This is a genomic window from Bacillus sp. LJBS06, assembly GCF_016924995.1.
In the GTDB taxonomy this organism is placed as follows: Bacteria; Bacillota; Bacilli; order Bacillales; family Bacillaceae; genus Bacillus; species Bacillus stercoris.
Map to the genome: position 1 here is coordinate 3,312,005 of NZ_CP070483.1, position 23,579 is coordinate 3,335,583.

The window sequence follows — 23,579 nt, forward strand, 5'->3', positions numbered from 1 at the left end:
GGCCTCCGGGCTCCGAAAGGGTGGAACCATTGAAGGAAAAAGAAAAGCTGATTATTGAAACAGCCTTAAAACTGTTTGCACAAAAAGGATACAACTCAACATCAGTCCAAGAAATCGCAAAAGAATGCAAAATATCTAAAGGCGCTTTTTATATTTATTTTCCTTCGAAAGAAGCGCTTCTTCTGTCTATGCTGAACTACTATTATGATAAAACGTTTACCCGAATTTTAAATATTAAAACGAAGGACGAAAGCCCCAGAACGGCTTACCGCAAACAGCTGACCGTACTCTATGAAAACATCCTTGAACACAAGGATTTTATCAGCATGCAAATGAAGGAAGGTTCTCTGCCTTACACAGAGGAAGTGGAGCAGTGCGCAAAAAAAATCCGCCAGTCCTCACTTCAATTTCATATCGACAGTCTGCTGAACATCTACGGAAAAAAAGCGGAACCGTACACTGCAGAGCTTTGTTTTTTAATAGAGGGCATCAGCCAGATTTACCTGGAATGCATGATTTTGCTCGGGTATACTGTGAAACCGTCTCAATTAGCTGACATCATTATGAATCGAATTGATGATATGGTAAAAGGCATGTCTGAACGGCACGAAAAGCCTTTCATCACATTGGAAGAGGCGAGCTCTTTATTTGGGCCTCTTACGCACGGCCGGCCTGACCCGCTGACTGAATCGATTGTGAAAAGCCTACGTGACAAAATTAACAGCTTACACACACACTCCTCTCTTGAATTATCGGAGAGCTTGGATATACTTGAAGCAGAAATGAAGAAAAAAACACCGAAGCTGGCAATTATAAAAGGGATGATTCATAATCTGACGGAGTCTGAAGCGCTCGCTAAAGATGCGGAGCAGCTTAAATATTTATTAAAACAGCAACATATTTAGAAGAACGGCTGCTTAAAAAGCAGCCGTTTTTTCTTTCTATTACGCTTTTGGTTTTACCATGTCTTCCGGCTTAACCATTTCGTTAAATTGCTCCTCTGTCAGCAATTCAAGCTTCAAAGCCGCTTCTTTGAGCGTCAATCCCTCTTTATGGGCAAGCTTGGCGATCTTCGCCGCGTTTTCATAACCGATATGCGGGTTCAGCGCCGTAACAAGCATTAATGAATTTGACAAGTTTTCCTGAATGGTTTCTTTATTAGGCTCAATACCGACAGCACATTTATCATGGAATGAGTTCATGCCGTCACTGAGCAGCTGCACAGATTGCAGGAAGTTGTAAATAATAACAGGCTTAAATACGTTCAGTTCAAAGTTCCCCTGACTCGCCGCAAAGCCGATTGTCGCATCGTTCCCCATGATTTGCGCTGCGATCATTGTTAACGCTTCGCTTTGTGTCGGGTTGACTTTACCAGGCATAATGGAGCTGCCCGGCTCATTTTCAGGGATGACGATCTCCCCGATGCCGCAGCGAGGCCCGCTTGCCAGCCATCTGACATCGTTCGCGATTTTCATTAAGTCAGCCGCAAGCGCTTTTAATGCGCCATGCGCATAAGTGATTTCGTCATGGCTTGTCAGCGCGTGGAATTTATTCGGCGAGCTGCTGAACGTTTGGCCAGTCAGTTTGGTGATCTCTTCTGAGACAAGCTCTCCAAACTCTGGGTGGGCGTTGATACCCGTTCCGACAGCCGTTCCACCGATTGCAAGCGCACGCATTTTATCAGTCGCTTCCAAAATCATTTCCTTCGAACGATCCAGCATGTAAACCCATCCGCTGATTTCCTGTCCGAGGGTCAGTGGCGTAGCATCCTGAAGATGCGTGCGTCCGATTTTGACAATATCATTGTATGCTTTCGCTTTCTCATCCAATGTATTGCGAAGCTGATCAAGCGCCGGCACAAGCTGCTCATAAACAGCCAAAACAGCGGCAACATGCATCGCAGTCGGGAATGTGTCGTTTGAGCTTTGGCTGCGGTTCACATCATCATTTGGATGAATCGTTAGATCAGAGTTCTTCTCTTTTAATAAAGCAGTCGCACGGTTGGCTACCACTTCGTTCATGTTCATATTGCTTTGTGTGCCGCTTCCGGTCTGCCATACAACAAGCGGGAAGTTGTCATCGTACTTGCCTTTGAGCACATCATCACAAACTGCTGCAATCGCTTCTGCTTTTTCAGCATCCAGATTGCCAAGACGTTTATTAGCAAGAGCCGTGCTTCGTTTTAATATTGCAAACGCCTTCACAACACGCATCGGCATTTTTTCAGAACCGATCTTAAAGTTCTCCTTGCTTCGCTGTGTTTGGGCGCCCCAAAATTTATCAGCAGGAACTTTTACTTCTCCCATGGTGTCTCGTTCAATTCTGTATTCCATTTATGTATCCCTCCATAACGGTTGCTTCAATAGATCATAATTCGCCAATGACACAAAAAATCCTTTTTATTTTTCGATCTTGGCAGATTTTAATTTTAATTCAAGATATACGCGGGAATCCTTTGAATATTTGTATTTTGGATTCGTCCTGCCGTACTCCTTTGATGTATAAGAGACATCATAATGCTGTTCAAATGATCTGATGAGCTGTTCGATTTCTTCTTGTTTACCAGCAAGCCTTACCTGTGCCACTTCGTCTCCTCCGCTTTCATAAAAAAACTTACTCCATGAAATACTCTAACACAGTATATCATTTTTTTAACAGGAAAAGATAACCTCTACTAAGGTTTTGGATAAGAGGTGACCTCATTGGAACAAACAGAGTTTAAGGAATATATACACGATAATTTAGCATTGTTGCTTCCAAAATTAAAAGAAAACGATGATCTTGTGAAAAATAAAAAAATGCTTGCGAACGGATTGGTTTTTTACTATCTCTATTTCAGTGAACTGACTGATGAGAATAAGGTGTCAGAAGCCATTAAAACTTTGATCAAAGATGAAGAGACCTTAACGCTTGACCAGGTCAAAAAACGCCTTGACCAGCTTGACGCAAGACCTATTGAAACCGCCAAAAAAACAATTGAATCGATTCTCAACGGCAATTGTGCCGTGTTTATCAACGGGTTAGACAAAGCCTATATTCTAAGCACAGGAAAGAAAAAAACAAGAAGCCTGACAGAGCCGACAACTGAAAAAGTAGTTCGCGGCCCAAAAGTTGCGTTTGTAGAGGATATCGATACAAATCTCGCTCTGATCAGACAAAGAACCTCTCATCCGAAATTAATCACCAAAAAAATCATGATCGGCGAAAACAAGCTGAAGCCTGCAGCCATTATGTATATTGAAGGCAAAGCAAAAAAGTCCGTCATAAAAGAAGTAAAAGCGCGGCTTAAAAATATCCAGCTGGAAGATATCCAGGACAGCGGAACGCTCGAGGAGCTCATTGAAGATAATAAATATTCACCTTTTCCGCAGATTCAAAATACGGAAAGGCCTGACAAGGTTTCTTCAGCCCTGTTTAACGGCCGTGTGGCAATTTTGGTCGACAGTTCACCATTTGTGCTGCTGGTGCCGGTTTCTCTCGGCATCCTGATGCAGTCCCCGGATGACTACTATGAACGCTGGATTTCAGCATCTCTTATCCGGTCGCTGCGCTTTGCTTCTATCTTTATCACCTTGTTTTTGTCATCGATTTATATTGCACTTGTTTCCTTCCATCAGGGGCTGCTGCCGACCGCACTCGCCGTCACGATTTCGGCAAACAGGGAAAACGTGCCGTTCCCTCCGATATTTGAAGCCTTGCTGATGGAAGTAACCATCGAGCTGCTGAGGGAAGCCGGACTGCGACTCCCCAATCCGCTCGGACAGACGATCGGCCTCGTCGGGGGCGTAGTAATCGGACAGGCGGCTGTAGAAGCGAATCTCGTCAGTTCGATTATGGTCATTGTCGTCAGTGTCATTGCCCTGGCGTCCTTTACTGTTCCTCAGTACGGAATGGGGCTGTCTTTCCGGGTGCTGCGTTTTATTTCGATGTTTTCCGCCGCTATTTTAGGGCTGTACGGAATAATTTTATTTATGCTTGTCGTTTATACGCACTTAACGAGACAAACGAGCTTTGGGTCTCCGTATTTTTCGCCAAACGGATTTTTCAGCCTGAAAAATACGGATGACTCCATTATCCGTCTCCCAATTAAAAACAAACCAAAAGAGGCGAATAATCCAAATGAGCCAAAAACAGACTCCACTAAAACTTAATACCTTTCAAGGTATTTCTATTGTTGCAAATACAATGCTCGGGGCCGGACTTTTAACATTGCCGCGAGCGCTGACTACTAAGGCTAATACGCCTGACGGCTGGATCACGCTGATATTAGAAGGTTTCATTTTTATTTTCTTCATTTATGTAAACACGCTCATTCAGAAAAAACATCAATACCCTTCACTCTTTGAATATTTGCAGGAAGGGCTTGGGAAATGGATCGGCAGCATCATCGGCCTTTTGATCTGCGGCTATTTCCTAGGCGTGGCCAGCTTCGAGACCCGGGCCATGGCTGAAATGGTGAAGTTTTTTCTGCTTGAGAGAACACCCATTCAAGTCATTATTTTAACGTTTATTTGCTGCGGCATTTATTTAATAGTCGGGGGCTTAAGTGATGTGTCGCGGCTGTTTCCCTTTTATTTAACGATAACCATTATTATTTTGCTGGTTGTGTTTGGGATCAGTTTAAAAATTTTTGATATTAATAATTTGCGACCTGTTTTAGGCGAAGGCCTTGGACCTGTTGCAAACTCCCTTACCGTCGTTTCCATCTCTTTTTTAGGAATGGAAGTGATGCTGTTTCTTCCTGAACATATGAAGAAAAAGAAATACACGTTCAGATATGCTTCTATAGGATTTTTGATTCCGATTATCTTATATATCGTTACGTATATTATCGTTGTCGGGGCTTTGACCGCTCCCGAGGTGAAAACGCTGATTTGGCCGACTATTTCTCTCTTTCAGTCCTTTGAGCTTAAAGGCATATTTATTGAACGGTTTGAATCGTTTTTACTGGTGGTCTGGATCATCCAGTTTTTCACAACTTTTGTCATTTACGGATACTTTGCCGCTAATGGGTTAAAGAAGACATTCGGATTATCGACTAAAAAAAGTATGGTGATCATCGGCATAACGGTCTTTTATTTTTCTCTTTGGCCGGATGACGCCAATCAAGTCATGATGTACAGCGATTATCTTGGATATATTTTCATCTTCCTGTTTCTGCTTCCCTTCATTCTCTTTTTCATTGTAGCTCTCAAAAGGAGGATTACAGCAAAATGAAAACCCGGATTTTATGTATGTTTATATGCACCCTATTGCTGTCCGGATGTTGGGACAGCGAGAATATCGAGGAATTAAGCTTGGTGATCGGAGTAGGCCTAGACAAGCCCAACGATAAAAATTTAGAGCTGACACAGCAGATTCTCGTGCCGAAAAAAATCAGCGCCAAGGAGGGCTCTTCATCTGACCCGACACAGCTGTCTATCACAAAGGGTGAAACTGTCCATCAAATGATGAGAACCTCTGCATTAAAGCATAATCCTACGTTTTCACAGCATTTGCGTCTCATTCTGCTTTCCAAGAGCGTGATTGCGGATGAGATTGGAATGGACGCGATCATTAACCAGTTTGTCAGAGACAACGGAACAAGGAGGAGTTCCTACGTCTTTATCACCAACGGCCGAACTAAGGATATATTTAAAATGAATGATGAAGGCGAGCCCGCATCCAACGTGATATATGATCTGACAGAAAATAATAAGGTGACGATCAGAATGATGGAGCCAGTTACATTGGGGGAGATCTCAGAACACTTAACCTCTGACGATTCATTCCTCATCCCTCATGTCGGTAAGGAAAATGGCAAGCTCGCGATAAACGGAGCCTCTATCATCAAAAACAAATTATGGCACCGGGATCTCACCCCGATTGAGGTTCAAAATGTCAACTTATTTTCAGGCACTGTCGAAGGAGGCGTCATTGACTTGAAGCGCGATGGCCATCTCTTTTCTTATGAAGTATATTCGAGCAACCGGAAAATCAAGACGGACTACAAGGATGGAAAGTTCAAATTCACTGTCACCCGAACTATTGAAGGTCGTCTATCTGAGGACTGGAATCCAAATGAAGATTCGTTTAAGGATTCATATATTAAAAGTATTGAAAAGACAGTCGAAAAACAAGTACACAAAACAGTAACGACATTTATTACAGAGAAGCTGCAGAAAGAGATCAAAGCGGACGTAACCGGATTGGGAAACCAAGTCAGAATTCATTATCCTCAAAAGTGGAAAAAGATCGCAAGAAAATGGGACGATGATTATTTCAGCAATGCGGAAATAGACTACCGGGTCAATGTGGTTGTCAGAGACTTCGGAACGAAAGGCGCAAACAAATAGTAGCCGCCTATTTTACGAGATGGTTTCGATGCGCGTACACCGCCGCCTGCGTCCGGTCACTGACATCCAGCTTTGATAAAATATTCGTAATATGCGTTTTGACTGTTTTAATCGTAATAAACAGTTCCTCGCCTATTTCTTTGTTTGTTTTTCCTTCTGCGATCAGGCAGAGTATTTCGAGTTCCCGTCTCGTAAGGGAATCATGCGGGAGCGCGTTTTCACCTGAGTGGCGCAGCCTGGACAATACTTTTCCCGCCACTTTTGATTCCAGCTTTGGCTCTCCCTTGCTTGCAGCGCGGATGGCATCGGCGATTTCTGCCGCTTTTGAGGTTTTCAACAGATAGCTGAGCGCGCCAGCTTCAATAACCGGGTACACTTTGTCATCATCAATGAAGCTAGTGAGCACAATAATTTTCGGGTCGGAAAGCTCCCGGCAAATTTGCTTTGTAGCTTCGATGCCATCCATGCCCTCCATGACTAGATCCATTAAAATGACATCGGGCAATAGTTCCGCAGCAAGCCGAACACCTTCGCCGCCGTCAGATGCTTCGCCGATGACTTCAATATCGGGCTGCGCCTCCAAAAAAGCCGCGAGCCCCATTCTGACCATTTCATGATCATCAATCAATAATACTCGAATCACGTTCGTTCTCTCCTTTTTCTTCCGGGAAAATCGGGACCTTCACTTCGATTTGTGTGCCTTTTCCTTCTACTGAAATCACTTCGGCGACCCCGCCGATTTCACTTGCACGTTCCTTCATAGAATTTAAGCCGTATGAGGATGCTTTCACCTGGCCCATTTTAAAGCCTTTTCCATTATCAATCACCTTCAGACGGAGCTGACTGTTCTTTATGCCCAGAATCACGGTTACTTTAGACGCTTTTGAATGTCTAAATACGTTTGAAAGGGCCTCCTGCACGATTCTGAACAAGTGGTCTTCAACACCCTTGGATATCGCTGTGTCTTGTATATCCCACTCAATATCAAGCGGCTGCTTTTTTCGGAACTCGTCCAAAAGCTCCGTCAGGCCCTCCTTCAGCCCTTTTCCTTCAAGGGTGACAGGCCGTAAATGAAGCAGCAACGCCCTCATCTCATTTTGGGCTTCGCCTGCCATATGCTCGACCATCTTGATCCGCTTGACTGTTTTATCATCAGCATCCTTGACATGTTCCAGCACGGCTGATGTCATCATCGATATGGCAAAAAGCTGCTGGCTGACAGCGTCATGTAGGTCTCTGGCCAATCGCTGGCGTTCTTCTGATATGACCGACTTCTTCATTTGCGCCTGCCATTCCGCACGTTCATTGGAAAGCTTCTGCAAGGATGCGACTTGAAGCTCCACGCGCTTCGCCATTTCGTTCAGCTGATCGGCGGCCAGGCCGATTTCATCATCTCCGAGCGGCGGTATCCGATAAGCGAAATTGCCGTTTTCAAAGGTTAAAATCGATTCAATTAATGTATCAACCCTTGTCTTCAATCGGTTGCCATACATATACCCTGAGGCAAAACCGATCGTCACGCTGATCAGCAGCAAAATTAGAATAAACGGTATTCCGAACCAGCTTGATGACAGCAAAACACGCGGATCGAGCCGGTAGTAAAACATCATAAAAGAAATCAAGCAGGCAAAAAGCAGGAGGCTGATTCCCGTTGTCATGCGGATGGCGCGCCATTGAAGACTGGCAAGCAGTTTTTTTCTCATACGTACTTCACATCCACATCACCGATAAATAGGGAAACGGACACTTTGACCCGGCGCTTTGACTCGCTGAAATCAGTTGACGCGGCATATACCTTCGTGCTTAATCCGCTTTTCTTCGAGCCGATCAGATTGATGTCACCTATGAAAACAGCCGAGCTGACAGCCACTTCAAGGTCCGAGGGTACATAAATATCAACGTTTCCAATGACTCCGCTAATGACGATCGTGCTTTCTCCTTCGGGAATCATCGCTTTAGATAAATCGATTTTGATATCACCGATAAAACCAGAGACATTTAAATCATTCAGGTCAAACGGCTGCTTCATCATTTGCAGCTCTCCGATAAAAAAGCTGCGCATGTCAGGCTGTTTCACATCTTTCGGCGGTTCATGATGTTCTTTTTTATTGAGGTTGACCCGTTTCTCATTCGGTTCGAATATCGGCTTCCCTTTGACAAGCCTGTAGCCGGCGTAAATCAGAAATGCGGCAAACGCATAGCCGAATAAATTAAAGGTGATGCTGAAGAGGTTTCTCAAAAAAAGAAACGCAGCAAAGATATACATTACGGAGCCAAGCCAATCACGGGAATATTTTTTAAGGAAATAGCCGGCAATCAGAAAAAAGAGCGGCCAAAACAGCAGATCGCCTATTCCGATAATTTGCAAAAACATACTGATGCCGAATAAAGCAATGATAAATCCAAGAAGCTGTTTTTTTGTCATTCCTGGTGTCCGCCTCCTTTCTTCTGCCTGGTGCTACCGAATCGTTACATCCCCGCTGTCCGTTTTGATATCGATTGGATGCTGGCCGCTTCCTTGCGAGCCTGTGATGTGATGCTGTTCTTTATGTGCTGTATCAGCAAATGAATACGGCGAACTGACGTCACCGCTCGCTGATTTCGCTTTGACTGTAAAGCTGCCGTTTTTGGGAAGGCTTAGATTGGCATCACCGCTTGTCAGCTTGACAGATAAGGGCCCGGTTACCTTTTTCAATACAGCATTAAAATCTCCCGAAGTCATTTTTACATCGAGAGAGCCTGATACATCAGCCAGATTTGCGTCTCCTGAAGCTAAGTCAATGCCGGCTGTTTTGTAATCGGTATTTGAAATGGTGACATCTCCGGATGACCCCTTTACTTTCAGTTCTTGAAGACGGACGTCTGTCACTCTCGCATTTCCGCTCGCAGATACTGCGTTCAGCCTGGAAAGCGCAAGATGGCCATTCCCGGCCACAGAAACGTCCCCGCTTGAGGTTCGCACTGTCAGATCACCTTTGTAATCATACGGAAGCCGGACGATAAGAGTCGAACGATTAAACCCATTCAAAAATTGAAATTCTTTTTCCTTTACGGTCAGCACCAGTTTTCTTTTGTTTTCAGTCACAAATAACTTTCCCGAGTCTCCTGCAATGCCTGCTGATATGTCATTTCGTTCTTCCGCTATGACCCGGACATCCTTGCTATCGGACTCTATGACCATGCTGTCAATGTCCCGCGGCAACGCGCTGGCTGAATCGGCTTCTGTGCCATTTATGAAACCCAAGCCTGCGGCAAACACGTCTTTTACGACGACGGCGAAAAAGACAAGAATACCGGCAGTGATCAACAGTTTGCCAAGCATTTTTTTCATTCGGTTTCATCCTTCTCATTCATTCTATTATAAAGGAAAAGCTTGCGAATTGATACGTGCGGAAGGGAAGGACTTGACCGCAAATCCTTCCCCGTTCCGCTTATTCATTTGCCGCTTGTGTCTTGTCTGATTTTTGCAGTGAGAGCGCCCGCATTTTTTCAATCTCCGCTTCCACATCATCTGCGAATTCCTTGCGTGTTAGTTCTGTGCCGGCTTCCGCTGACTTTGAATAATCCGCGCGGATTTCCATTTCTTCAATACGATTTTCAATACGTAAAAATTCACGATACGCACTTTCACTGTCAATTTTGTCAAAGGTCGTATTCATATGCTCTTTAGCTTTCGCCGCATTTGCCCGCGCAATCAGCGCCTGTTTTTTATCCTTTACGTCTTGAAGCTTTGTTTCAAGTGCCGCCAGCTGTTCTTTCAGGTCAGCCAGCTGACTGTTAGCCTGTTCATAGGAAACTTTATGCTCTGCCGCCTTCCCTTCTAAATACTTCATTTCAGTCAGCGCTTTTTTCGCCAGTTCTTCTTCACCTGCGTCAAAGGCGAGCTGTGCCTGTTTTTTCCGTTTGCCAGCCACTTCAGCGGCTTCTTCATATTTTTTCTTAAATTGATAGGCAATCGTGTGCTGTTTCACAATTGTTTGCTTTGCTTTTGCAATGTCACTTTCCATATCGCGTACATATTGATTCAGCATTACCTTTGGATTCTCCATTTTATCAAGTCCTTCATGAACTGACGCAACAAACATGTCTCTGATTCTTTTTAATACCATACCTAATTCCTCCTAATATATTGATATTATTTTTTCTTCAAAAATTCTTCCCATTCGTCATCAAAGTGAGATTGGTAGGCAGTTGAAGCCGGTTCAGGATCAAAAGATGATACACCGTTGTCAGCTGATCCGTTTTTCATCAGCTTCCAGCCGTAATACACCATAGCGGCTGCCAATGCGATTCCGACGACAAACGGAAGTGAGCAGATGAGCATAATGGCTCCGATACCGCCCACGATGATTCCCGTGATGGTTTTTCCTGCGGCAAACCTTTTGACTCCTGCGTATGTCATTAAGCTCCCGATGGCGAGCGGGATGATAAAGCCGAAGCTTCCTCCTCCAAAAAAGACGGAGATCCCAAATACAATTAATAAGAATCCGCCTACTGTTTTTTTGTTTATCTTCATGCAGATCCTCCTTTCGTTTTCCTTGTCTTCATCTTATACAAGTTGGCATTTATGCAAAACGAATCAGAGATTGATTTTTATATAAGACCCGAGTCGTATCTCGCACCGGACCCATCGGCACAAAAAAAAGCCATGCACGAGGCATGGCGTTTCAAAACCCTTTACAGATGAACACTTGCTTCCCTTTCTTTAATCAGGTCGGACCTTTCTGCTTTGGCCAGTTTTGTAAACAGCAAAATTCCGATACCCGCAATAATTTCGACAATCCCTCCGGCAGCGATCACTTTTCCTGAGCCGAAAGCATTTGCGGCATATCCGCAAATGACAGCTCCGGCAGGGATCGAAATATTTGAGATCATATGTATAACGGCGTAAACCTGCGGCTGATCCTCACTATCCACAGAGGTCTGGATTATCGTGTACTCAGGAACATTAACAGCACTGACTGCGGCGCCGAAGGTAAACGCGGCGAAAAACACGAGCGGCAAAAAGGTGTTCATCCCGGTAATAAAGAAAGCAAATCCTTCAATAATGCCGGCAGTGACGAAAAGCAGCCCGTACCTGTTTACTTTGACTTTCGCCAGCACAAATCCTAATAAAAATGCGCCTGCGGCGGTGGTGGCCTTTAAAAGCGAGTAAACGATCGGCTGGCCGTTTAAATCTTCCGCAACGTATACGGCTGAGAGCGCTTCCCAAGGGGCAGCCGCGAAATTCATAAAGATACAGTAAATAGCGAGCGGATATAAAATCTGATGCTTTCTGACGAGCCTAAAACCGCGTTTCAGTCTTCCGATATACGTGCCTCTCTGTGTCACAACAGCAGCCTCTGATTGAGACTCAACCGCAGTGTACTTAATAAAAAGGACGAGAAAACCTGACACCAAATAGAGCACAAGTGCGATAAGCATCGTATAAGAAGGGCTGATAAATGTAAGAAAAGCGCCGCATAATGTGACAGCCCCGAGCCGGACAATTTGAGCGGAGGATTGGAGCACAGCGTTTGCTTTTTGAATGCCCTGTTCATTTACGATTTGAGGAATCAAAGCGATAGAGGCGGGATTATAGGCAGCTCCAGTAGCAGAATGCACAATCATAAGCGTCATGACAAACCACAGCGGAGAGAAGCCCGCAAAATGACATAGAGGGATAATCAAAACAATTGCTGCCCTTGTCAGATCTGAAAAGTACATCCAAAATTTCAGCGTGCTCTGTTTCATAAATGGCCCTGTCACAGGCGCCAGCACGGCTTCCGGCAAAAAAGTGACTGCAATCAATAAAGCAGTGCCGATCGCACCTTTGCCGTCATAAATTAAAAACCATAATATTGAATTAAATGCGAACATATCGCCGGATATCTTGACTATTCTTGAGAAAAACAGATAATTGAAATTTCTCTTCCAGATGCTATCACTTTCAATTAAATTCACCATCCATCAGAGCCCCCCACTGCCTATTTTTTACATCTATTTATTACAATATCTCATTTTCCCATTTTTCAGTCAATAATTCATAAGGTTCATTTTTTGTCGCAAAATGGGAAATTGACAGGGTGAAAAACAAAAAAGCCGGCATGTATATGAACACGCCGGCTCTCACTTTTACTTTTCCGATTCACTGCTGTTTCGGTCCCGAAACACAATAGCACTTCTTTCATATTCTACATCGCCAATACCGCTTCTTGCATTCACAACCCGTGCAGCGGCAAAGAAATAGTCGGACAGTCGATTGAGATAACGCAGCACTGTTTCATGAATCTCCTCCGATTTCATCAGTGTCACCACTCTTCGCTCTGCCCGCCTTGTAATGGTACGCGCCACATGGAGAAGCGAAGCACCCTTCGATCCGCCTGGAAGAATAAATTTCTTCAGTTCCGGCGCTTCTGCAGTGTAGGCATCAATGCGCGTTTCTAAAAAGGAAACAGATTCTTCCGTTAGCTTATAGTCTTTTCTTTCTGTGGCAATTGCCAGATCGCCTCCGCAGTCAAACAGCTCATGCTGGATGGTCAGCAGCTCTGCGGTCAGATCTTCAAAACCGGGCTGCCCGGAAAGCTCTGCCAAAGCAAGCCCGAGAAAGCTGTTAAGCTCGTCAACCGTGCCGTAGCTTTCGACGCGGGGACTGTCCTTGTCCGTTCTGCCCCCGATTAAGCCCGTTTGTCCCTTATCGCCTGTTTTTGTATATAGTTTCATACCTGAACCTCCTTTACACAGACTTATTCAAACAGCTCAGCAGCCTCTTTTACACATTCAGCTGTTCCGTTCTTTATCAATTGATTCAGCCGCTGTTCTGTGTTTTCGGATTGCTGAGTTTGGGTCGCGGCGACGAGAATATCACCTGTATCTCGTCTGTCTCCCAGCACTTTCGTCCGTTCTGCTTCGGCAGCCATAAGAGCTTTGATGAAGAATTGATCTGACGCATAGCCATTAATCAAAATCCAAATGGAAAAGCCGGTCAGAACGCATATGAAAACAGATAACTCTTCATCCTCAAACGTTCGATAAACGAAACGGTCAAGCCTTTCTGAAGATGCGGTCGCACACGTTTCCTCCAGTTGAAAACCGTTCTCTGAAAGATAGGCTGCAAGTCCTTTTATCCGATCTGACTGATCTGGCAGCCGTTTATGGATCAGCGTTCTGCTCCACGAAAACCCTGCACCGATAGGCGTCGAAGACAATGTTCGAAGCGGGATTTCCGTCTGCAGAAGAATATCATCACGCCCCGCTTGGAGCAATGCTTCAAATGGGGTAGACTGGCACTTCACGCTGTCTTTTTCAGGCTGAATCACAATCATCGGTTTAGGTGAGGTTTGATGAACCAAGGCGGTGACATCTGTATCGTACACCGCCTTTATGCGATGTTCTGTGACAGCATATTCCGGTTTTTGTTTAGGCCCTGCGGTGCCGTTTTTCATAAACATGAGCCCATCACAGTACAGGCTTGCGGTGTTCAAATCATGAAAAACGCTGACAGCTGCCAATCCGCTTTCACTCGTCAGGCGTTTGATCAGATCAAGCAGGTCTTTTTGATAAGCCAGATCGAGAAAATTGGTCGGCTCGTCCAAAAATAAAATACGCGGCTGCTGCGCCAAAGCTTGGGCCAAATACACCCTCTGCTGTTCCCCTCCGCTTAGTTCGCGGACCGGCTTTTGCGCAAAAGCGGCCACTCCTGTTTGCTCCATTGCTTTCTGTACAATGGCTTTATCCTTTTCAGTCTGCTGTCTGAACAGTCCCGTTTGAAATGGATATCTGCCAAAGGCCACAGTTTCTTCGACGGTAAAGGTGAAGGCTTGATCCGTTTTTTGCGGCAGGACAGCCATGATTTGCGCCAGTTCCTTCGGTTTATAGTCCGCCAGCGGTTTTCCGGCCAGATAAACGCTGCCTTCCTTGGCCGGCAGCGTGCCTGTCAGCAAGTGCAAAAGCGTGGTTTTCCCGCTTCCATTAGGGCCGAGAATTCCGAGGAATTCCCCCTTCTCCACTGTTAAGCTGACATTGTTGACCAGGCAGCTGTCGCCGTATCCTCCCGACAATCCTTCTGCCTTCATCATAAGCTTTTCCTCCCGCGGTGCTGCCGAATTAAAATTAGAGCGAACACAGGCGCTCCAGCCAAGGACGTAATGATCCCGATCGGCAGTTCAATTGGCTCAATGATCGTTCTGGAAAGCAGATCGGCTAAAACGAGAAACCCTGCCCCGAGCAAGGCGGACAGCGGCAGTAAATGCCGATGGTCTGTTCCCCACAAAAGCCTTGTGATATGCGGAATGACAAGGCCGACAAAGCCGATCGTTCCTGACACTGCTACAGCGCTTCCGGTCAAAAGAGAGCCGGCTATTAAAATCAGCATCTTCCTTTGCTGAACGCTGACTCCGAGAAGCTTTGCTTTGTCTTCTCCATATGTCATCACGTTCAGCTCCCTTCCGTTTATAATCAATAAAATGGTTCCCAAAAGAAAAAACGGAAGAAACAGAATAACATAACTCCAGCCTCTCATTGAAACGCTGCCAAGCAGCCAATGCACAATCGGAAGCAGGTTGTCTCCTGTCAAGGCGATGATAAGAGAAATAAATGCGCCCAAAAAAGAGTTGATGATAACACCAGTCAAAATGAGGGTGGAAACAGACATCGAAGTGTGAACGAGGCGGCTGAAGGAAAGGACCGCCGCGATCGTGGCAAGCGCCGCGGCTACACTCATAACCGGGAGTGTAAACCCTCCGATGCCAGGAAGCTGCAGGCTAAAGAATAGGGTCACAACCGCGCCAACTGAAGCACCGGATGAAACACCGAGCGTATAGGGATCAGCAAGCGGATTTTTCAACAGCCCCTGAAAAGCAGCCCCTGCGATAGAAAGAGCCGCCCCCACAAGGGCGGCCAGCACAACTCTCGGCAGTCTGATATTCATCATAATATTAGTGTACATCGGATCATCAGAACCGATAGAGCCGCCGAAACCTTGATGCCAAAAGACACGAAAGACAGCGGGAATAGGAATATGCAGGCTGCCGCAAGAAATTCCTAAGATGATGCTCACGGCTAAAAATGAGAAACCAATGATATATGCGGTAAAACGATTATTCCTTAAACGTATCTGGGTAAATGCTTTCCGCAAGTTCTTCGACCCCTTCGATCAGACGGGGACCCGAACGTGTCACAAGATCAGGGTCCACATCATATACGCGATGATGTTTCACAGCATTGATTTCGCTCCAGCCATCGCGTTTTTCCACAGCTTTCGCTTTCACACCGTCCGTTGTAACAATTGCATCAGGATTGAGTTTTACGATCGCCTCGTCTGTCATTTGCACCCATCCAGTCTGATCCGCCGCTGCGTTTTTAGCATGGATGACATTCAGCATTTCATTCATAAACGTATCTTTTCCGGTTGTATAAATGTCCGGGTCAGGAGAAACCTCGATAAATACACTTTTCTCCTCGTCCTTTGAAATGGTTTTCGCTTTTTCTTTAATATCCTTTATATCTGATTTCATGCTTTTCACGAGCTGATCGGCTTGTTTCTCAGCCCCGGCAGCTTCTCCAATCATTTCGATTGATTTGTACACCTCGGAGAATGATTGTGCATCATTGACAGTCAGCACGGTAATGCCCGCATCCTTCAGCTGTTTGATGGCATCCGCTGATGCTGACATGGAAGACTCGTGAGCCAGAACGAGATCTGGCTTTAGAGAAATGACTTTTTCAACGTTTACATTCATATCTCCGACTTTTTCAACCTTTTTGACTTCCTTTGGATAGGTATCGTTTGTGGTGACACCGACCACTTTGTCACCGAGACCGAGAGCATATGTAATTTCTGTGTTGCTCGGCATTAATGAAACAATCTTTTTCGGCTCTTTTTTGATGGTTACATCCTGGTTTGACGCATCATCAATGGTGACAGGGAACGCTGCTGTCTTTTGTTTTGCCTTGGAATCCTTCTGATCCGCAGAATTGCCGCAGCCTGCCAGCATAACAGCGGCCAGCAGGAGCGCAGTCCATATCCCGGCTCGTTTTTTCATACACTTTTCCTCCTAAAAGAACTAAAAAAAGCATCTCTACGACGGTAAAGATGCTGTAAACAACACAAAAAAGCCTATTGTTTACACATCATCTGTCCTCGCAGAATTCGTGCTGATCAAACAGGCAGGTATCCTGGCTCTTGGCGCTTTGGCCAATTACAGTGGCGGGACCGCACCGGCTTGTACCGGTTTCCCTATTAAGCCGGCTGTTGTCCACGGACCGGCACCTATTTGACATTCGTATCCTTTTTTCGGAGTAATTATACTATATGACTGACAGGCTTGTATATGTGTCCTGAATGACTTTTCCCCGTATTGTGTATGGGAGCAAAATCCTCGTAAACACTAAATTTGATCTTGTATACTTAATACCATCATCAATCAAAAGGAATGATTCTTATGAATTTACAGCTAAAAGACAAACTCGTCTTAATCACCGGCTCAACGTCCGGCATCGGGAAAGCCGCCGCAAAAAGCTTTCTGCAAGAGGGTGCGGCAGTCATTGTCAACGGACGCAAACAGGAGACTGTCGATCGCACGGTCGAAGAGCTTTCTGAATACGGAACAGTGCACAGTGCGGCTGCCGATTTGTCAAAGACAGATGAAGCAGCGGCTTTTATTGAAAAAGTAAATGAAATCGGTGATATCGATATCCTTGTCAACAACCTCGGTTTCTTCGAGGTAAAAGACTTTGCCGATGTGACAGATGAAGAGTGGAATCAATATTTCGAAGTGAACGTGATGAGCGCCGTTCGGACAAGCCGTCACTTCCTTCCAAAGATGCTTGCCAAAAACAGCGGCCGCATTTTAAATATTGCAAGTGAAGCAGGCATCAAACCGCTGCCAACGATGATTCCATACTCAATGACAAAAACGGCGCTGATCAGCCTGTCAAGAGGAATGGCTGAAATGACAAAAGGCACAAATGTGACGGTCAACTCAGTGCTTCCGGGGCCTACTTGGACAGAGGGCGTGGCATCCTATATGGAAGGCGCCGCACAAGCAGCCGGCCAGGATACAGATACATTTATCAAAGACTATTTCAAGGTCAATGAGCCGACTTCGCTTATTCAGCGATACGCGACAGCAGAAGAAGTCGCCAACACAATCGTATTCCTCGCGTCTGACGCCGCCTCCGCCATTAACGGCACGGCACAGCGTGTGGAAGGCGGCATTATCCGTTCTCTGTAACATGCAAAAACGCATCCGTCTATCGGATGCGTTTTTTTTATACGTCTCCAGCAAATGGTACCGGATGATATCCGCCTGTTTCCAGTTGTGCTGAAAACAACCCTCCAGCGTGAGGCTGCTCGAATCTTTCTTTTTCTGTCATTTGTTCCGTTGCCGTTGTAATGTAAAGGGTTTTTAAGTCTCTGCCGCCAAACGCGCAGCACGTGACATACTTAGCCGCCACGCTGATTGAATTGATTTCTTTTTTCTCAAACGGGTCAATGTGAACAACGCGGCTGCCGCCAAACAGCGCCACCCACAGCATGCCATTTTGGTCGATTGTCATGCCGTCCGGCAATCCGTCTGATTGGTCAAAACGATAGACAGGTTCTGGATTTGAAACTTCTCCGCTTTGAGGGTCATAGCTGTAGCGCACAATCTCCTGCGTCGGCGTGTCGATGTAATACATCAAATTCCGCTCGCGATCCCAATCCAAACCGTTTGAGGTCGAGACTTGATCTTTGATTTTGACAAGACTGCCGTCTAGATTCAAACGGTACAGCGATGCCTGTTTTTGCTCGCCTTCCATGCTCGTCGTCCCCGCCCAAAGCCTTCCGTACGGGTCACATTTAGCATCATTAAATCTCAGGCTCTCATGCATGTCCTTCGGCTGTTTAATTTTTTCCAAGCTATCATCCCGAAGATGATACAGGTAAAACCCGTCCTTCATCGTCATAATCAGTTCATCCTTTGAATATTTCGCAAGCGCCGTCACAAAGGATTTGAATTTGATTGATCGGTTAATTTTTTCTTCAGGGTCAAAAATGTGGAGCTCGCTTCCCAGGATATCAACCCAATATAAGCGGCCGTTTTCTTCATCCCATAACGGGCCTTCTCCAATCACTGCCCTAGTGTCTGCTTCCAATACTGCATCCATGTGTTACACCTCTTTAGCTTCAGTCTATATATTGTTATTCCCGGCAAAGAGGTGTCCAAACCACATGATGTTTATTGTTTTTTAAAAAGGATGGTAATGACCGTCCCAATGTCCATTCTGCTGTTTACATGGATCGTTCCGTTATGCAGATGGACAAGCTCCTTGGCAATCGCGAGCCCGAGACCCGTTCCGGCAGTTGAATCTTTTGTGTTCGTCCCTCTGTAGTAACGGTTAAACAAATGGGTAATCGTTTCTTCATCCATTCCTTTCCCATTGTCCTTCACCTTTAAAGAAATATGATTTTTTGTTTGTTCCAGAATGACTTGAATCTCTGTTCCTTTGCCGTTGTGCTTCACGGCATTCCCAAGGAGATTTTCTAATATGCGCCTGAACCACGCTTCATCAAGTGCAAATTCAATATGCTCTTCTTTGGATACAAACGAGATATCATACCCTTCAGAAAACGGATTTTTCTTAAAATCCTCAATGACATTTTTAAAAAACGGGATAAGGCTGGTAAGCCTTCTCTCAATAGGAAGAGCATCATTTTTCAGCCGATATGTTAAATTTAAATCTTCAATCAGCTTGGACATGTATTCAGATTTTTCTCTGACAACCTGCCCCATTTCTTTCACTTCTTCCGGCGACCAGTCATACTGCTTCGACTCGAGCATCATGCTGTAGCCGTAAATGCTGCTGAGCGGTGTTTTTAAGTCATGTGACAAACCGGCAATCCATTCTTCCCTTGTCGCCTGGATTTTTTCCCTGTTTCTTTTATCCCTTCTCAGCGTTTCAGTCAGCTGATCCATTGATTCAAATATCTCACCGAAGAAGCGGTACGGCTGTTTGATTTTCCCCTTTTTATTTTTGCTGACAGGATGGCCTTCCCGGTTTCTGGGTTCCTCAAGCTTCCCTTTTGACAGATTGACCAGCCATCGAATCGTGTGAAAAATCGGCAGCCCGAACCGGAACATATACCATACGGTCATCCAAATGATATACATGAACAAAACGCCCATAACAAGAAACATCGCTTTTAATACAACCTTCAGAAATGATTTGTTAAACTCCTGATCGGTTACATAGACAGGGTTCGGCACCGTAGCGACCATCCATCTGTCTTTATTGAGAATCTTAACGGAAATTTCCCGCTTATAGTTCCAAGGTTTAGAGCTGTATTTCAGCAGCTCCAGCTGGTTCATCGTTTTTCTTTCGCTTTTTGTGCTGTTGATGCTGTCGAGAATGTTTCCATTGCTGTCTAACAGGTAAATAGCGCCTTTTTTCTGCTTAATATAGTCGATGGTGCCAGACTTATAGTGCGCTAGATCGTCTATCTTTTGTTCGCGTTTTTCTACGGAAGTCAGGAGCTGTTCACTCTTTGATTTCCAGCCGAACAATAGAAGATACGACTTATCTTCAATATTGATGGCCCAATAATTCAGTTTATAGTTATGAAGCTTTTTGATTTTATAAATAGACAATAGCTCTTTCTTGGTATAGGTGCCCGGCACGTCTTTTGGCACGCCGTAGGAATAATCAGTGTTTCCTTCCGAATCAATGATTTGCATCCAGCCGTGCTGTTTATCGACAGATTTCTTCAGGAAATTATCCACTTCCCATGTCCCGTCTTCGTTTACATCGAGATATGCTTCAAGTGTGTCGGTCGTCGCCTTCGTCAGCCCCGAATTGGATTCCGCATCGCTAAAACGAGCGTCTAAATAGAAAAACGACGCTACCAGCATCACTGTAAGCAGCAGGATCACAATCAGCATCTGCCCGAAAAAGTGAAACAAAAACTTCCATCTTAACCTCATGACCGCTTGCCTTCAGGATTTGGGATAAAACGATAGCCGAGACCTCGAACGGTTACAATATACTCCGGATTGCTCGGATCGCGCTCAATCTTCTCCCTAAGCTTGCGAATATGAACCATGACGGTGTTGTTGTCACCATAGGAAGGATAGCCCCATACTTTTTCATATATTTGATCCTTGGAGAGCACCACGTTTGGGTGTTCACAAAAATACTGCAAAAGCTGCAGAAGCTGAGCTGAACAAGCAACAGCTTCCCCGCCTACGATCAGCTCGGCATTTTGCGGAGAAAAAGTAAAATAATCATATGTGTATGTTTGATTTGAACTCGTTTCTTTCGATTGATATGTACGCTTGAGATGCGCTCTGATCCGCGCCGCTAATTCCAGCGGATTAAATGGTTTTGTGATATAGTCATCAGCTCCGACCGCAAAGCCCGATAATTTGTCCGCGTCGGATGATCTTGCCGTCAGGAAAAAAATCGGAGCGTCTGAATACTCTCTGATCAGCGTGCAGGCTTCAAAACCGGACATTCCGCCCATCATGACATCCAGCACAATTAAGTCAACCTTATTGGCCTTCACAACAGGAATCGCTTCTTCTGCGCTTGCCGCATCCAGTATATTTCGATAACCTTCTTTTTCGAGAACGCGTTTGATCATGTCCACAATCGCTTTCTCATCGTCTACGATTAAAATTGACGCATTTTCCACTTTTATGTTCCTTTCTGTCACTGTTTTTTTCATCTTATCATTATATCGTTTATTTATGGTACATTTTTGAATACATTGGAGCTTGGCAAATCAAAACAGCAAAAAAGGAGCAAACAAGCGCTCCCTTTTGATGTTTTTTTATATGAAAATATTATGAGTTCTCATCTACCATGTACAAAATAAACTCCCAAAATCCCGGGACATCCTGACACAAAAGCATATCAGCCTTTTCAAACATTTTGATCTTCAGCTCTTGCTCTAAATCTTCTCTTTCTTGATAGGACGTATTGCTGAGTTTTTTTCTGATCATCGGTGAAAAGCATGCAATCAGGTGCTCAATGTCAAAAGTCTCGTCATTTTGTTTCTTTTTTTGTTCAAACTGGCCGTTCACAGCTTACTTTTCCCCCTTTTTTTGCGCCGCTAGCTGCTTTCTGATATTCTCCAGTCCCTTTTTATGAATGTTGGAAATGTTTTGCCGGGACTCCCCTAATGAATCTGCAATCTCCTGCATCGTGGCACCGTGAAGATACACTTTCGTCAGCACGCTTTTTTGTTTGTCAGTCAGATTCTGAATCGCTTGGTAGAGCTGATAATCCTGAACATGCTGACTCAAATCATCCTGCCGGTCTAAAAACTCTTCAAATGCATCGCTTCCTGTTTCGGAAGGAAGTCGATCTCCTGCCTCCGGATGATCAACCGTCAGCGGATACCGTTTTTGATTTTTGCGAACCCGCTTATCAAAATCAATAGAAAAGATGCGAATCATTGAATTCATATACTTGACGATGCGGATTTCTTTATAAAACTGCTTAAATAGCTCGTCCAATGATTTTGCATCTTTTTCGTTAGGGCTTTCCATTACGTTTTTGAACAAACGGTAATGCTGAGGATTGCTCAAAAAATGCTTCACGATGGGATGCTTCATTATCTCCTTACATTTTGACCGTAAAAGACTTTGATAGTCCATCAAACCGCCTCCCTACTAAATTAAATGAAGGAAAGCAAAAAAAAGTAAACTACTACTTTCCGACTAGTGTCTTCCAAAATACTTTGCAGCAGTTTACGTTTTATCGGATTTCCTTCACTTACATACATGACTGCAGAAAAAGAAGGGAGGTATTTTCCTATGGATCAGGTTTTTATAGAGGAAGTCGTAAAACAGATCGGCAATTTGGGGTTTCCCGCGCTGATTGCAATGTACCTGCTGACCCGATTTGAAAAGAAGTTTGATCAACTCATAGAACTAATGACAGAACTGAAAGATCATGCAAAAAAATAATTTTTCAATCAAAGTTGACTTTTCACTGATTTTTTTCACTTAACAAAACAGAAGGGAAAACGAAAGGCCTTTCACCTTCTCTTTCTGCTATCACAATTAAATCTAAGGAGGAAACATTTCATGAAAAAACAAAATGACATTCCGCAGCCAATTAGAGGAGACAAAGGAGCAACGGTAAAAATCCCACGCAATATTGAAAGAGACCGGCAAAACCCTGATATGCTTGTTCCGCCTGAAACCGATCATGGCACCGTCAGCAATATGAAGTTTTCGTTCTCTGACACTCATAACCGATTAGAAAAAGGCGGATATGCCCGTGAAGTGACAGTACGTGAACTGCCGATTTCAGAAAACCTTGCATCTGTAAATATGCGGCTGAAGCCAGGCGCCATTCGCGAGCTGCACTGGCATAAAGAAGCAGAATGGGCTTATATGATTTACGGAAGCGCAAGAGTCACAATTGTTGATGAAAAAGGGCGCAGCTTTATTGATGATGTAGGTGAAGGTGACCTTTGGTACTTCCCGTCAGGCCTGCCGCATTCTATCCAAGCGCTGGATGAGGGGGCTGAATTCCTGCTTGTGTTTGACGATGGATCATTCTCAGAAAACAGCACGTTCCAGCTGACAGATTGGCTTGCCCACACTCCAAAAGAAGTGATTGCTGCGAACTTCGGCGTGAAAAAAGAAGAGATTGCTAATTTGCCAGGCAAAGAAAAATATATATTTGAAAACCAACTCCCTGGCAGCTTAAAAGATGACATTGTGGAAGGGCCGAACGGCGAAGTGCCTTATCCATTTACTTACCGCCTTCTTGAACAAGAGCCGATTGAATCTGAGGGAGGGAACGTATACATTGCAGATTCGACAAACTTCAAAGTGTCTAAAACCATCGCATCAGCGCTCGTAACAGTAGAACCCGGCGCCATGAGAGAGCTGCACTGGCATCCGAATACACACGAATGGCAATACTACATCTCCGGTAAAGCAAGAATGACCGTCTTTGCATCTGACGGCCATGCCAGAACGTTTAACTACCAAGCCGGTGATGTTGGATATGTACCATTTGCAATGGGTCATTACGTTGAAAACATTGGGGATGAACCGCTTGTCTTTTTAGAAATCTTCAAAGACGACCATTATGCCGATGTATCTTTAAACCAATGGCTTGCTATGCTTCCTGAAACATTTGTTCAAGCGCACCTTGACTTAGGCAAAGATTTTACTGATGTGCTTTCAAAAGAAAAGCACCCCGTTGTGAAAAAGAAATGCAATAAATAATAGACTTACAGCTTGCAGAGAGCACTCGTTCTCT

The 23,579-nt window shown here is 44.7% G+C and carries 25 protein-coding genes and 1 riboswitch; of the genes, 7 read left to right on the plus strand and 18 right to left on the minus strand.

From position 1 onward, the window contains the following. Positions 1-29: 29 nt before the first annotated feature. A complete protein-coding gene (locus tag JQX68_RS16915; protein WP_147772512.1) occupies positions 30-905 on the plus strand; it encodes a TetR/AcrR family transcriptional regulator in 876 nt (291 codons plus the stop codon). A gap of 39 nt (positions 906-944) precedes the next feature. Here JQX68_RS16915 and fumC read toward each other — a convergent pair whose 3' ends face one another. Next, complete coding sequence (gene fumC / locus JQX68_RS16920; protein ID WP_071580856.1) at positions 945-2,333, minus strand: class II fumarate hydratase; 1,389 nt, start codon at positions 2,331-2,333, stop codon at positions 945-947. 66 nt (positions 2,334-2,399) lie between these two features. Continuing rightward, positions 2,400-2,585, minus strand: a complete 186-nt coding sequence (locus tag JQX68_RS16925; protein WP_003244599.1) for a YvzF family protein — start codon at positions 2,583-2,585, stop codon at positions 2,400-2,402. Positions 2,586-2,702: 117 nt separating this feature from the next. On the opposite strand from JQX68_RS16925, the gene gerAA reads away from it, so the two are divergent. Genes gerAA through gerAC form a run of 3 tightly spaced genes read left to right on the plus strand, consistent with a single transcriptional unit; the run spans position 2,703 to position 6,335 of the window. Beyond that, positions 2,703-4,151: a spore germination receptor protein GerAA gene (gerAA, locus tag JQX68_RS16930; RefSeq protein WP_069150287.1), complete on the plus strand. Its 1,449-nt coding sequence runs from the start codon at positions 2,703-2,705 to the stop codon at positions 4,149-4,151. Then, a complete protein-coding gene (gene gerAB, locus JQX68_RS16935) occupies positions 4,120-5,217 on the plus strand; it encodes a spore germination receptor protein GerAB (RefSeq protein ID WP_147772513.1) in 1,098 nt (365 codons plus the stop codon). The genes gerAA and gerAB overlap by 32 nt, the downstream gene beginning before the upstream one ends. Next, a complete protein-coding gene (gene gerAC / locus JQX68_RS16940; RefSeq protein WP_014665336.1) occupies positions 5,214-6,335 on the plus strand; it encodes a spore germination receptor protein GerAC in 1,122 nt (373 codons plus the stop codon). Before gerAB ends, gerAC begins: the two co-directional genes overlap by 4 nt. Before the next feature lie 7 nt (positions 6,336-6,342). Here gerAC and liaR read toward each other — a convergent pair whose 3' ends face one another. The 11 genes from liaR to JQX68_RS16995 form a co-directional block, all read right to left on the minus strand. Next, positions 6,343-6,978: a two-component system response regulator LiaR gene (liaR, locus tag JQX68_RS16945; protein ID WP_014665337.1), complete on the minus strand. Its 636-nt coding sequence runs from the start codon at positions 6,976-6,978 to the stop codon at positions 6,343-6,345. Next, a complete protein-coding gene (gene liaS / locus JQX68_RS16950; RefSeq protein ID WP_147772514.1) occupies positions 6,956-8,038 on the minus strand; it encodes a two-component system sensor histidine kinase LiaS in 1,083 nt (360 codons plus the stop codon). The genes liaR and liaS overlap by 23 nt, the downstream gene beginning before the upstream one ends. Further along, positions 8,035-8,760 (minus strand): cell wall-active antibiotics response protein LiaF, encoded by a 726-nt coding sequence (liaF, locus tag JQX68_RS16955; protein WP_014665339.1) that lies wholly within the window; start codon positions 8,758-8,760, stop codon positions 8,035-8,037. The genes liaS and liaF overlap by 4 nt, the downstream gene beginning before the upstream one ends. 33 nt (positions 8,761-8,793) lie before the next feature. Then, the gene (liaG, locus tag JQX68_RS16960; protein ID WP_069150291.1) at positions 8,794-9,666 is read right to left on the minus strand and encodes a LiaG family protein; all 873 of its coding nucleotides are present in this window, start codon (positions 9,664-9,666) and stop codon (positions 8,794-8,796) included. 100 nt (positions 9,667-9,766) lie between these two features. Beyond that, entirely contained in the window at positions 9,767-10,444 is a 678-nt protein-coding gene (gene liaH, locus JQX68_RS16965) for a stress responsive protein LiaH (RefSeq protein WP_040081852.1), read from the minus strand. Between the two features lie 26 nt (positions 10,445-10,470). Next, complete coding sequence (liaI, locus tag JQX68_RS16970; protein WP_014665342.1) at positions 10,471-10,851, minus strand: cell envelope stress-induced membrane anchor protein LiaI; 381 nt, start codon at positions 10,849-10,851, stop codon at positions 10,471-10,473. 161 nt (positions 10,852-11,012) lie between these two features. Continuing rightward, positions 11,013-12,281, minus strand: coding sequence for an MFS transporter (locus JQX68_RS16975; RefSeq protein ID WP_014665343.1), 1,269 nt, complete (start codon positions 12,279-12,281; stop codon positions 11,013-11,015). A gap of 168 nt (positions 12,282-12,449) precedes the next feature. After that, entirely contained in the window at positions 12,450-13,037 is a 588-nt protein-coding gene (locus tag JQX68_RS16980; protein WP_147772515.1) for a cob(I)yrinic acid a,c-diamide adenosyltransferase, read from the minus strand. Between the two features lie 23 nt (positions 13,038-13,060). Beyond that, positions 13,061-14,389, minus strand: a complete 1,329-nt coding sequence (locus tag JQX68_RS16985) for an ABC transporter ATP-binding protein (protein WP_147772801.1) — start codon at positions 14,387-14,389, stop codon at positions 13,061-13,063. After that, the gene (locus tag JQX68_RS16990; RefSeq protein ID WP_147772516.1) at positions 14,389-15,450 is read right to left on the minus strand and encodes a FecCD family ABC transporter permease; all 1,062 of its coding nucleotides are present in this window, start codon (positions 15,448-15,450) and stop codon (positions 14,389-14,391) included. Before JQX68_RS16990 ends, JQX68_RS16985 begins: the two co-directional genes overlap by 1 nt. Then, positions 15,413-16,357, minus strand: coding sequence for an ABC transporter substrate-binding protein (locus tag JQX68_RS16995; RefSeq protein ID WP_147772517.1), 945 nt, complete (start codon positions 16,355-16,357; stop codon positions 15,413-15,415). The genes JQX68_RS16990 and JQX68_RS16995 overlap by 38 nt, the downstream gene beginning before the upstream one ends. A gap of 106 nt (positions 16,358-16,463) precedes the next feature. Beyond that, positions 16,464-16,603: riboswitch (cobalamin riboswitch) on the minus strand. Between the two features lie 153 nt (positions 16,604-16,756). Between JQX68_RS16995 and JQX68_RS17000 the strand changes: the two genes are divergently transcribed. Further along, positions 16,757-17,548 carry an SDR family NAD(P)-dependent oxidoreductase gene (locus JQX68_RS17000; protein ID WP_147772518.1) on the plus strand — a complete coding sequence of 264 codons (792 nt, stop codon included), beginning with the start codon at positions 16,757-16,759 and terminating at the stop codon, positions 17,546-17,548. 37 nt (positions 17,549-17,585) lie between these two features. Here JQX68_RS17000 and JQX68_RS17005 read toward each other — a convergent pair whose 3' ends face one another. The 5 genes from JQX68_RS17005 to sigO all read right to left on the minus strand — a co-directional run bounded on the left by JQX68_RS17005 (position 17,586) and on the right by sigO (position 21,913). Beyond that, a complete protein-coding gene (locus JQX68_RS17005) occupies positions 17,586-18,464 on the minus strand; it encodes an SMP-30/gluconolactonase/LRE family protein (protein ID WP_147772519.1) in 879 nt (292 codons plus the stop codon). A gap of 71 nt (positions 18,465-18,535) precedes the next feature. Next, positions 18,536-20,278, minus strand: a complete 1,743-nt coding sequence (gene yvrG / locus JQX68_RS17010; protein WP_014665352.1) for a two-component system sensor histidine kinase YvrG — start codon at positions 20,276-20,278, stop codon at positions 18,536-18,538. Beyond that, a complete protein-coding gene (yvrH, locus tag JQX68_RS17015; protein WP_003243545.1) occupies positions 20,275-20,988 on the minus strand; it encodes a two-component system response regulator YvrH in 714 nt (237 codons plus the stop codon). The genes yvrG and yvrH overlap by 4 nt, the downstream gene beginning before the upstream one ends. A 151-nt stretch (positions 20,989-21,139) precedes the next feature. After that, positions 21,140-21,379: a sigma-O factor regulator RsoA gene (rsoA, locus tag JQX68_RS17020; RefSeq protein WP_014665355.1), complete on the minus strand. Its 240-nt coding sequence runs from the start codon at positions 21,377-21,379 to the stop codon at positions 21,140-21,142. A gap of 3 nt (positions 21,380-21,382) precedes the next feature. Beyond that, positions 21,383-21,913, minus strand: a complete 531-nt coding sequence (sigO, locus tag JQX68_RS17025) for an RNA polymerase sigma factor SigO (RefSeq protein WP_003228469.1) — start codon at positions 21,911-21,913, stop codon at positions 21,383-21,385. A 201-nt stretch (positions 21,914-22,114) separates the two neighbouring features. On the opposite strand from sigO, the gene JQX68_RS17030 reads away from it, so the two are divergent. Both JQX68_RS17030 and oxdC read left to right on the plus strand, forming a co-directional pair. After that, entirely contained in the window at positions 22,115-22,267 is a 153-nt protein-coding gene (locus JQX68_RS17030; protein ID WP_003244090.1) for a YvrJ family protein, read from the plus strand. 120 nt (positions 22,268-22,387) lie between these two features. Continuing rightward, complete coding sequence (gene oxdC / locus JQX68_RS17035; RefSeq protein ID WP_205440351.1) at positions 22,388-23,545, plus strand: oxalate decarboxylase; 1,158 nt, start codon at positions 22,388-22,390, stop codon at positions 23,543-23,545. Positions 23,546-23,579: the final 34 nt, after the last annotated feature.

Excerpts from the sequence above, each read along its gene's own strand:
- fumC (WP_071580856.1), bottom strand. The coding sequence starts at position 2,333 with ATGGAATACAGAATTGAACGAGACACCATGGGAGAAGTAAAAGTTCCT.
- gerAB (WP_147772513.1), top strand. The coding sequence starts at position 4,120 with ATGAGCCAAAAACAGACTCCACTAAAACTTAATACCTTTCAAGGTATT.
- gerAC (WP_014665336.1), top strand. The coding sequence starts at position 5,214 with ATGAAAACCCGGATTTTATGTATGTTTATATGCACCCTATTGCTGTCC.
- liaS (WP_147772514.1), bottom strand. The coding sequence starts at position 8,038 with ATGAGAAAAAAACTGCTTGCCAGTCTTCAATGGCGCGCCATCCGCATG.
- liaF (WP_014665339.1), bottom strand. The coding sequence starts at position 8,760 with ATGACAAAAAAACAGCTTCTTGGATTTATCATTGCTTTATTCGGCATC.
- liaG (WP_069150291.1), bottom strand. The coding sequence starts at position 9,666 with ATGAAAAAAATGCTTGGCAAACTGTTGATCACTGCCGGTATTCTTGTC.
- liaH (WP_040081852.1), bottom strand. The coding sequence starts at position 10,444 with ATGGTATTAAAAAGAATCAGAGACATGTTTGTTGCGTCAGTTCATGAA.
- liaI (WP_014665342.1), bottom strand. The coding sequence starts at position 10,851 with ATGAAGATAAACAAAAAAACAGTAGGCGGATTCTTATTAATTGTATTT.
- JQX68_RS16975 (WP_014665343.1), bottom strand. The coding sequence starts at position 12,281 with ATGGTGAATTTAATTGAAAGTGATAGCATCTGGAAGAGAAATTTCAAT.
- JQX68_RS16980 (WP_147772515.1), bottom strand. The coding sequence starts at position 13,037 with ATGAAACTATATACAAAAACAGGCGATAAGGGACAAACGGGCTTAATC.
- JQX68_RS16985 (WP_147772801.1), bottom strand. The coding sequence starts at position 14,389 with ATGAAGGCAGAAGGATTGTCGGGAGGATACGGCGACAGCTGCCTGGTC.
- JQX68_RS16995 (WP_147772517.1), bottom strand. The coding sequence starts at position 16,357 with ATGAAAAAACGAGCCGGGATATGGACTGCGCTCCTGCTGGCCGCTGTT.
- JQX68_RS17000 (WP_147772518.1), top strand. The coding sequence starts at position 16,757 with ATGAATTTACAGCTAAAAGACAAACTCGTCTTAATCACCGGCTCAACG.
- JQX68_RS17005 (WP_147772519.1), bottom strand. The coding sequence starts at position 18,464 with ATGGATGCAGTATTGGAAGCAGACACTAGGGCAGTGATTGGAGAAGGC.
- yvrG (WP_014665352.1), bottom strand. The coding sequence starts at position 20,278 with ATGAGGTTAAGATGGAAGTTTTTGTTTCACTTTTTCGGGCAGATGCTG.
- sigO (WP_003228469.1), bottom strand. The coding sequence starts at position 21,913 with ATGAAGCATCCCATCGTGAAGCATTTTTTGAGCAATCCTCAGCATTAC.
- JQX68_RS17030 (WP_003244090.1), top strand. The coding sequence starts at position 22,115 with ATGGATCAGGTTTTTATAGAGGAAGTCGTAAAACAGATCGGCAATTTG.
- oxdC (WP_205440351.1), top strand. The coding sequence starts at position 22,388 with ATGAAAAAACAAAATGACATTCCGCAGCCAATTAGAGGAGACAAAGGA.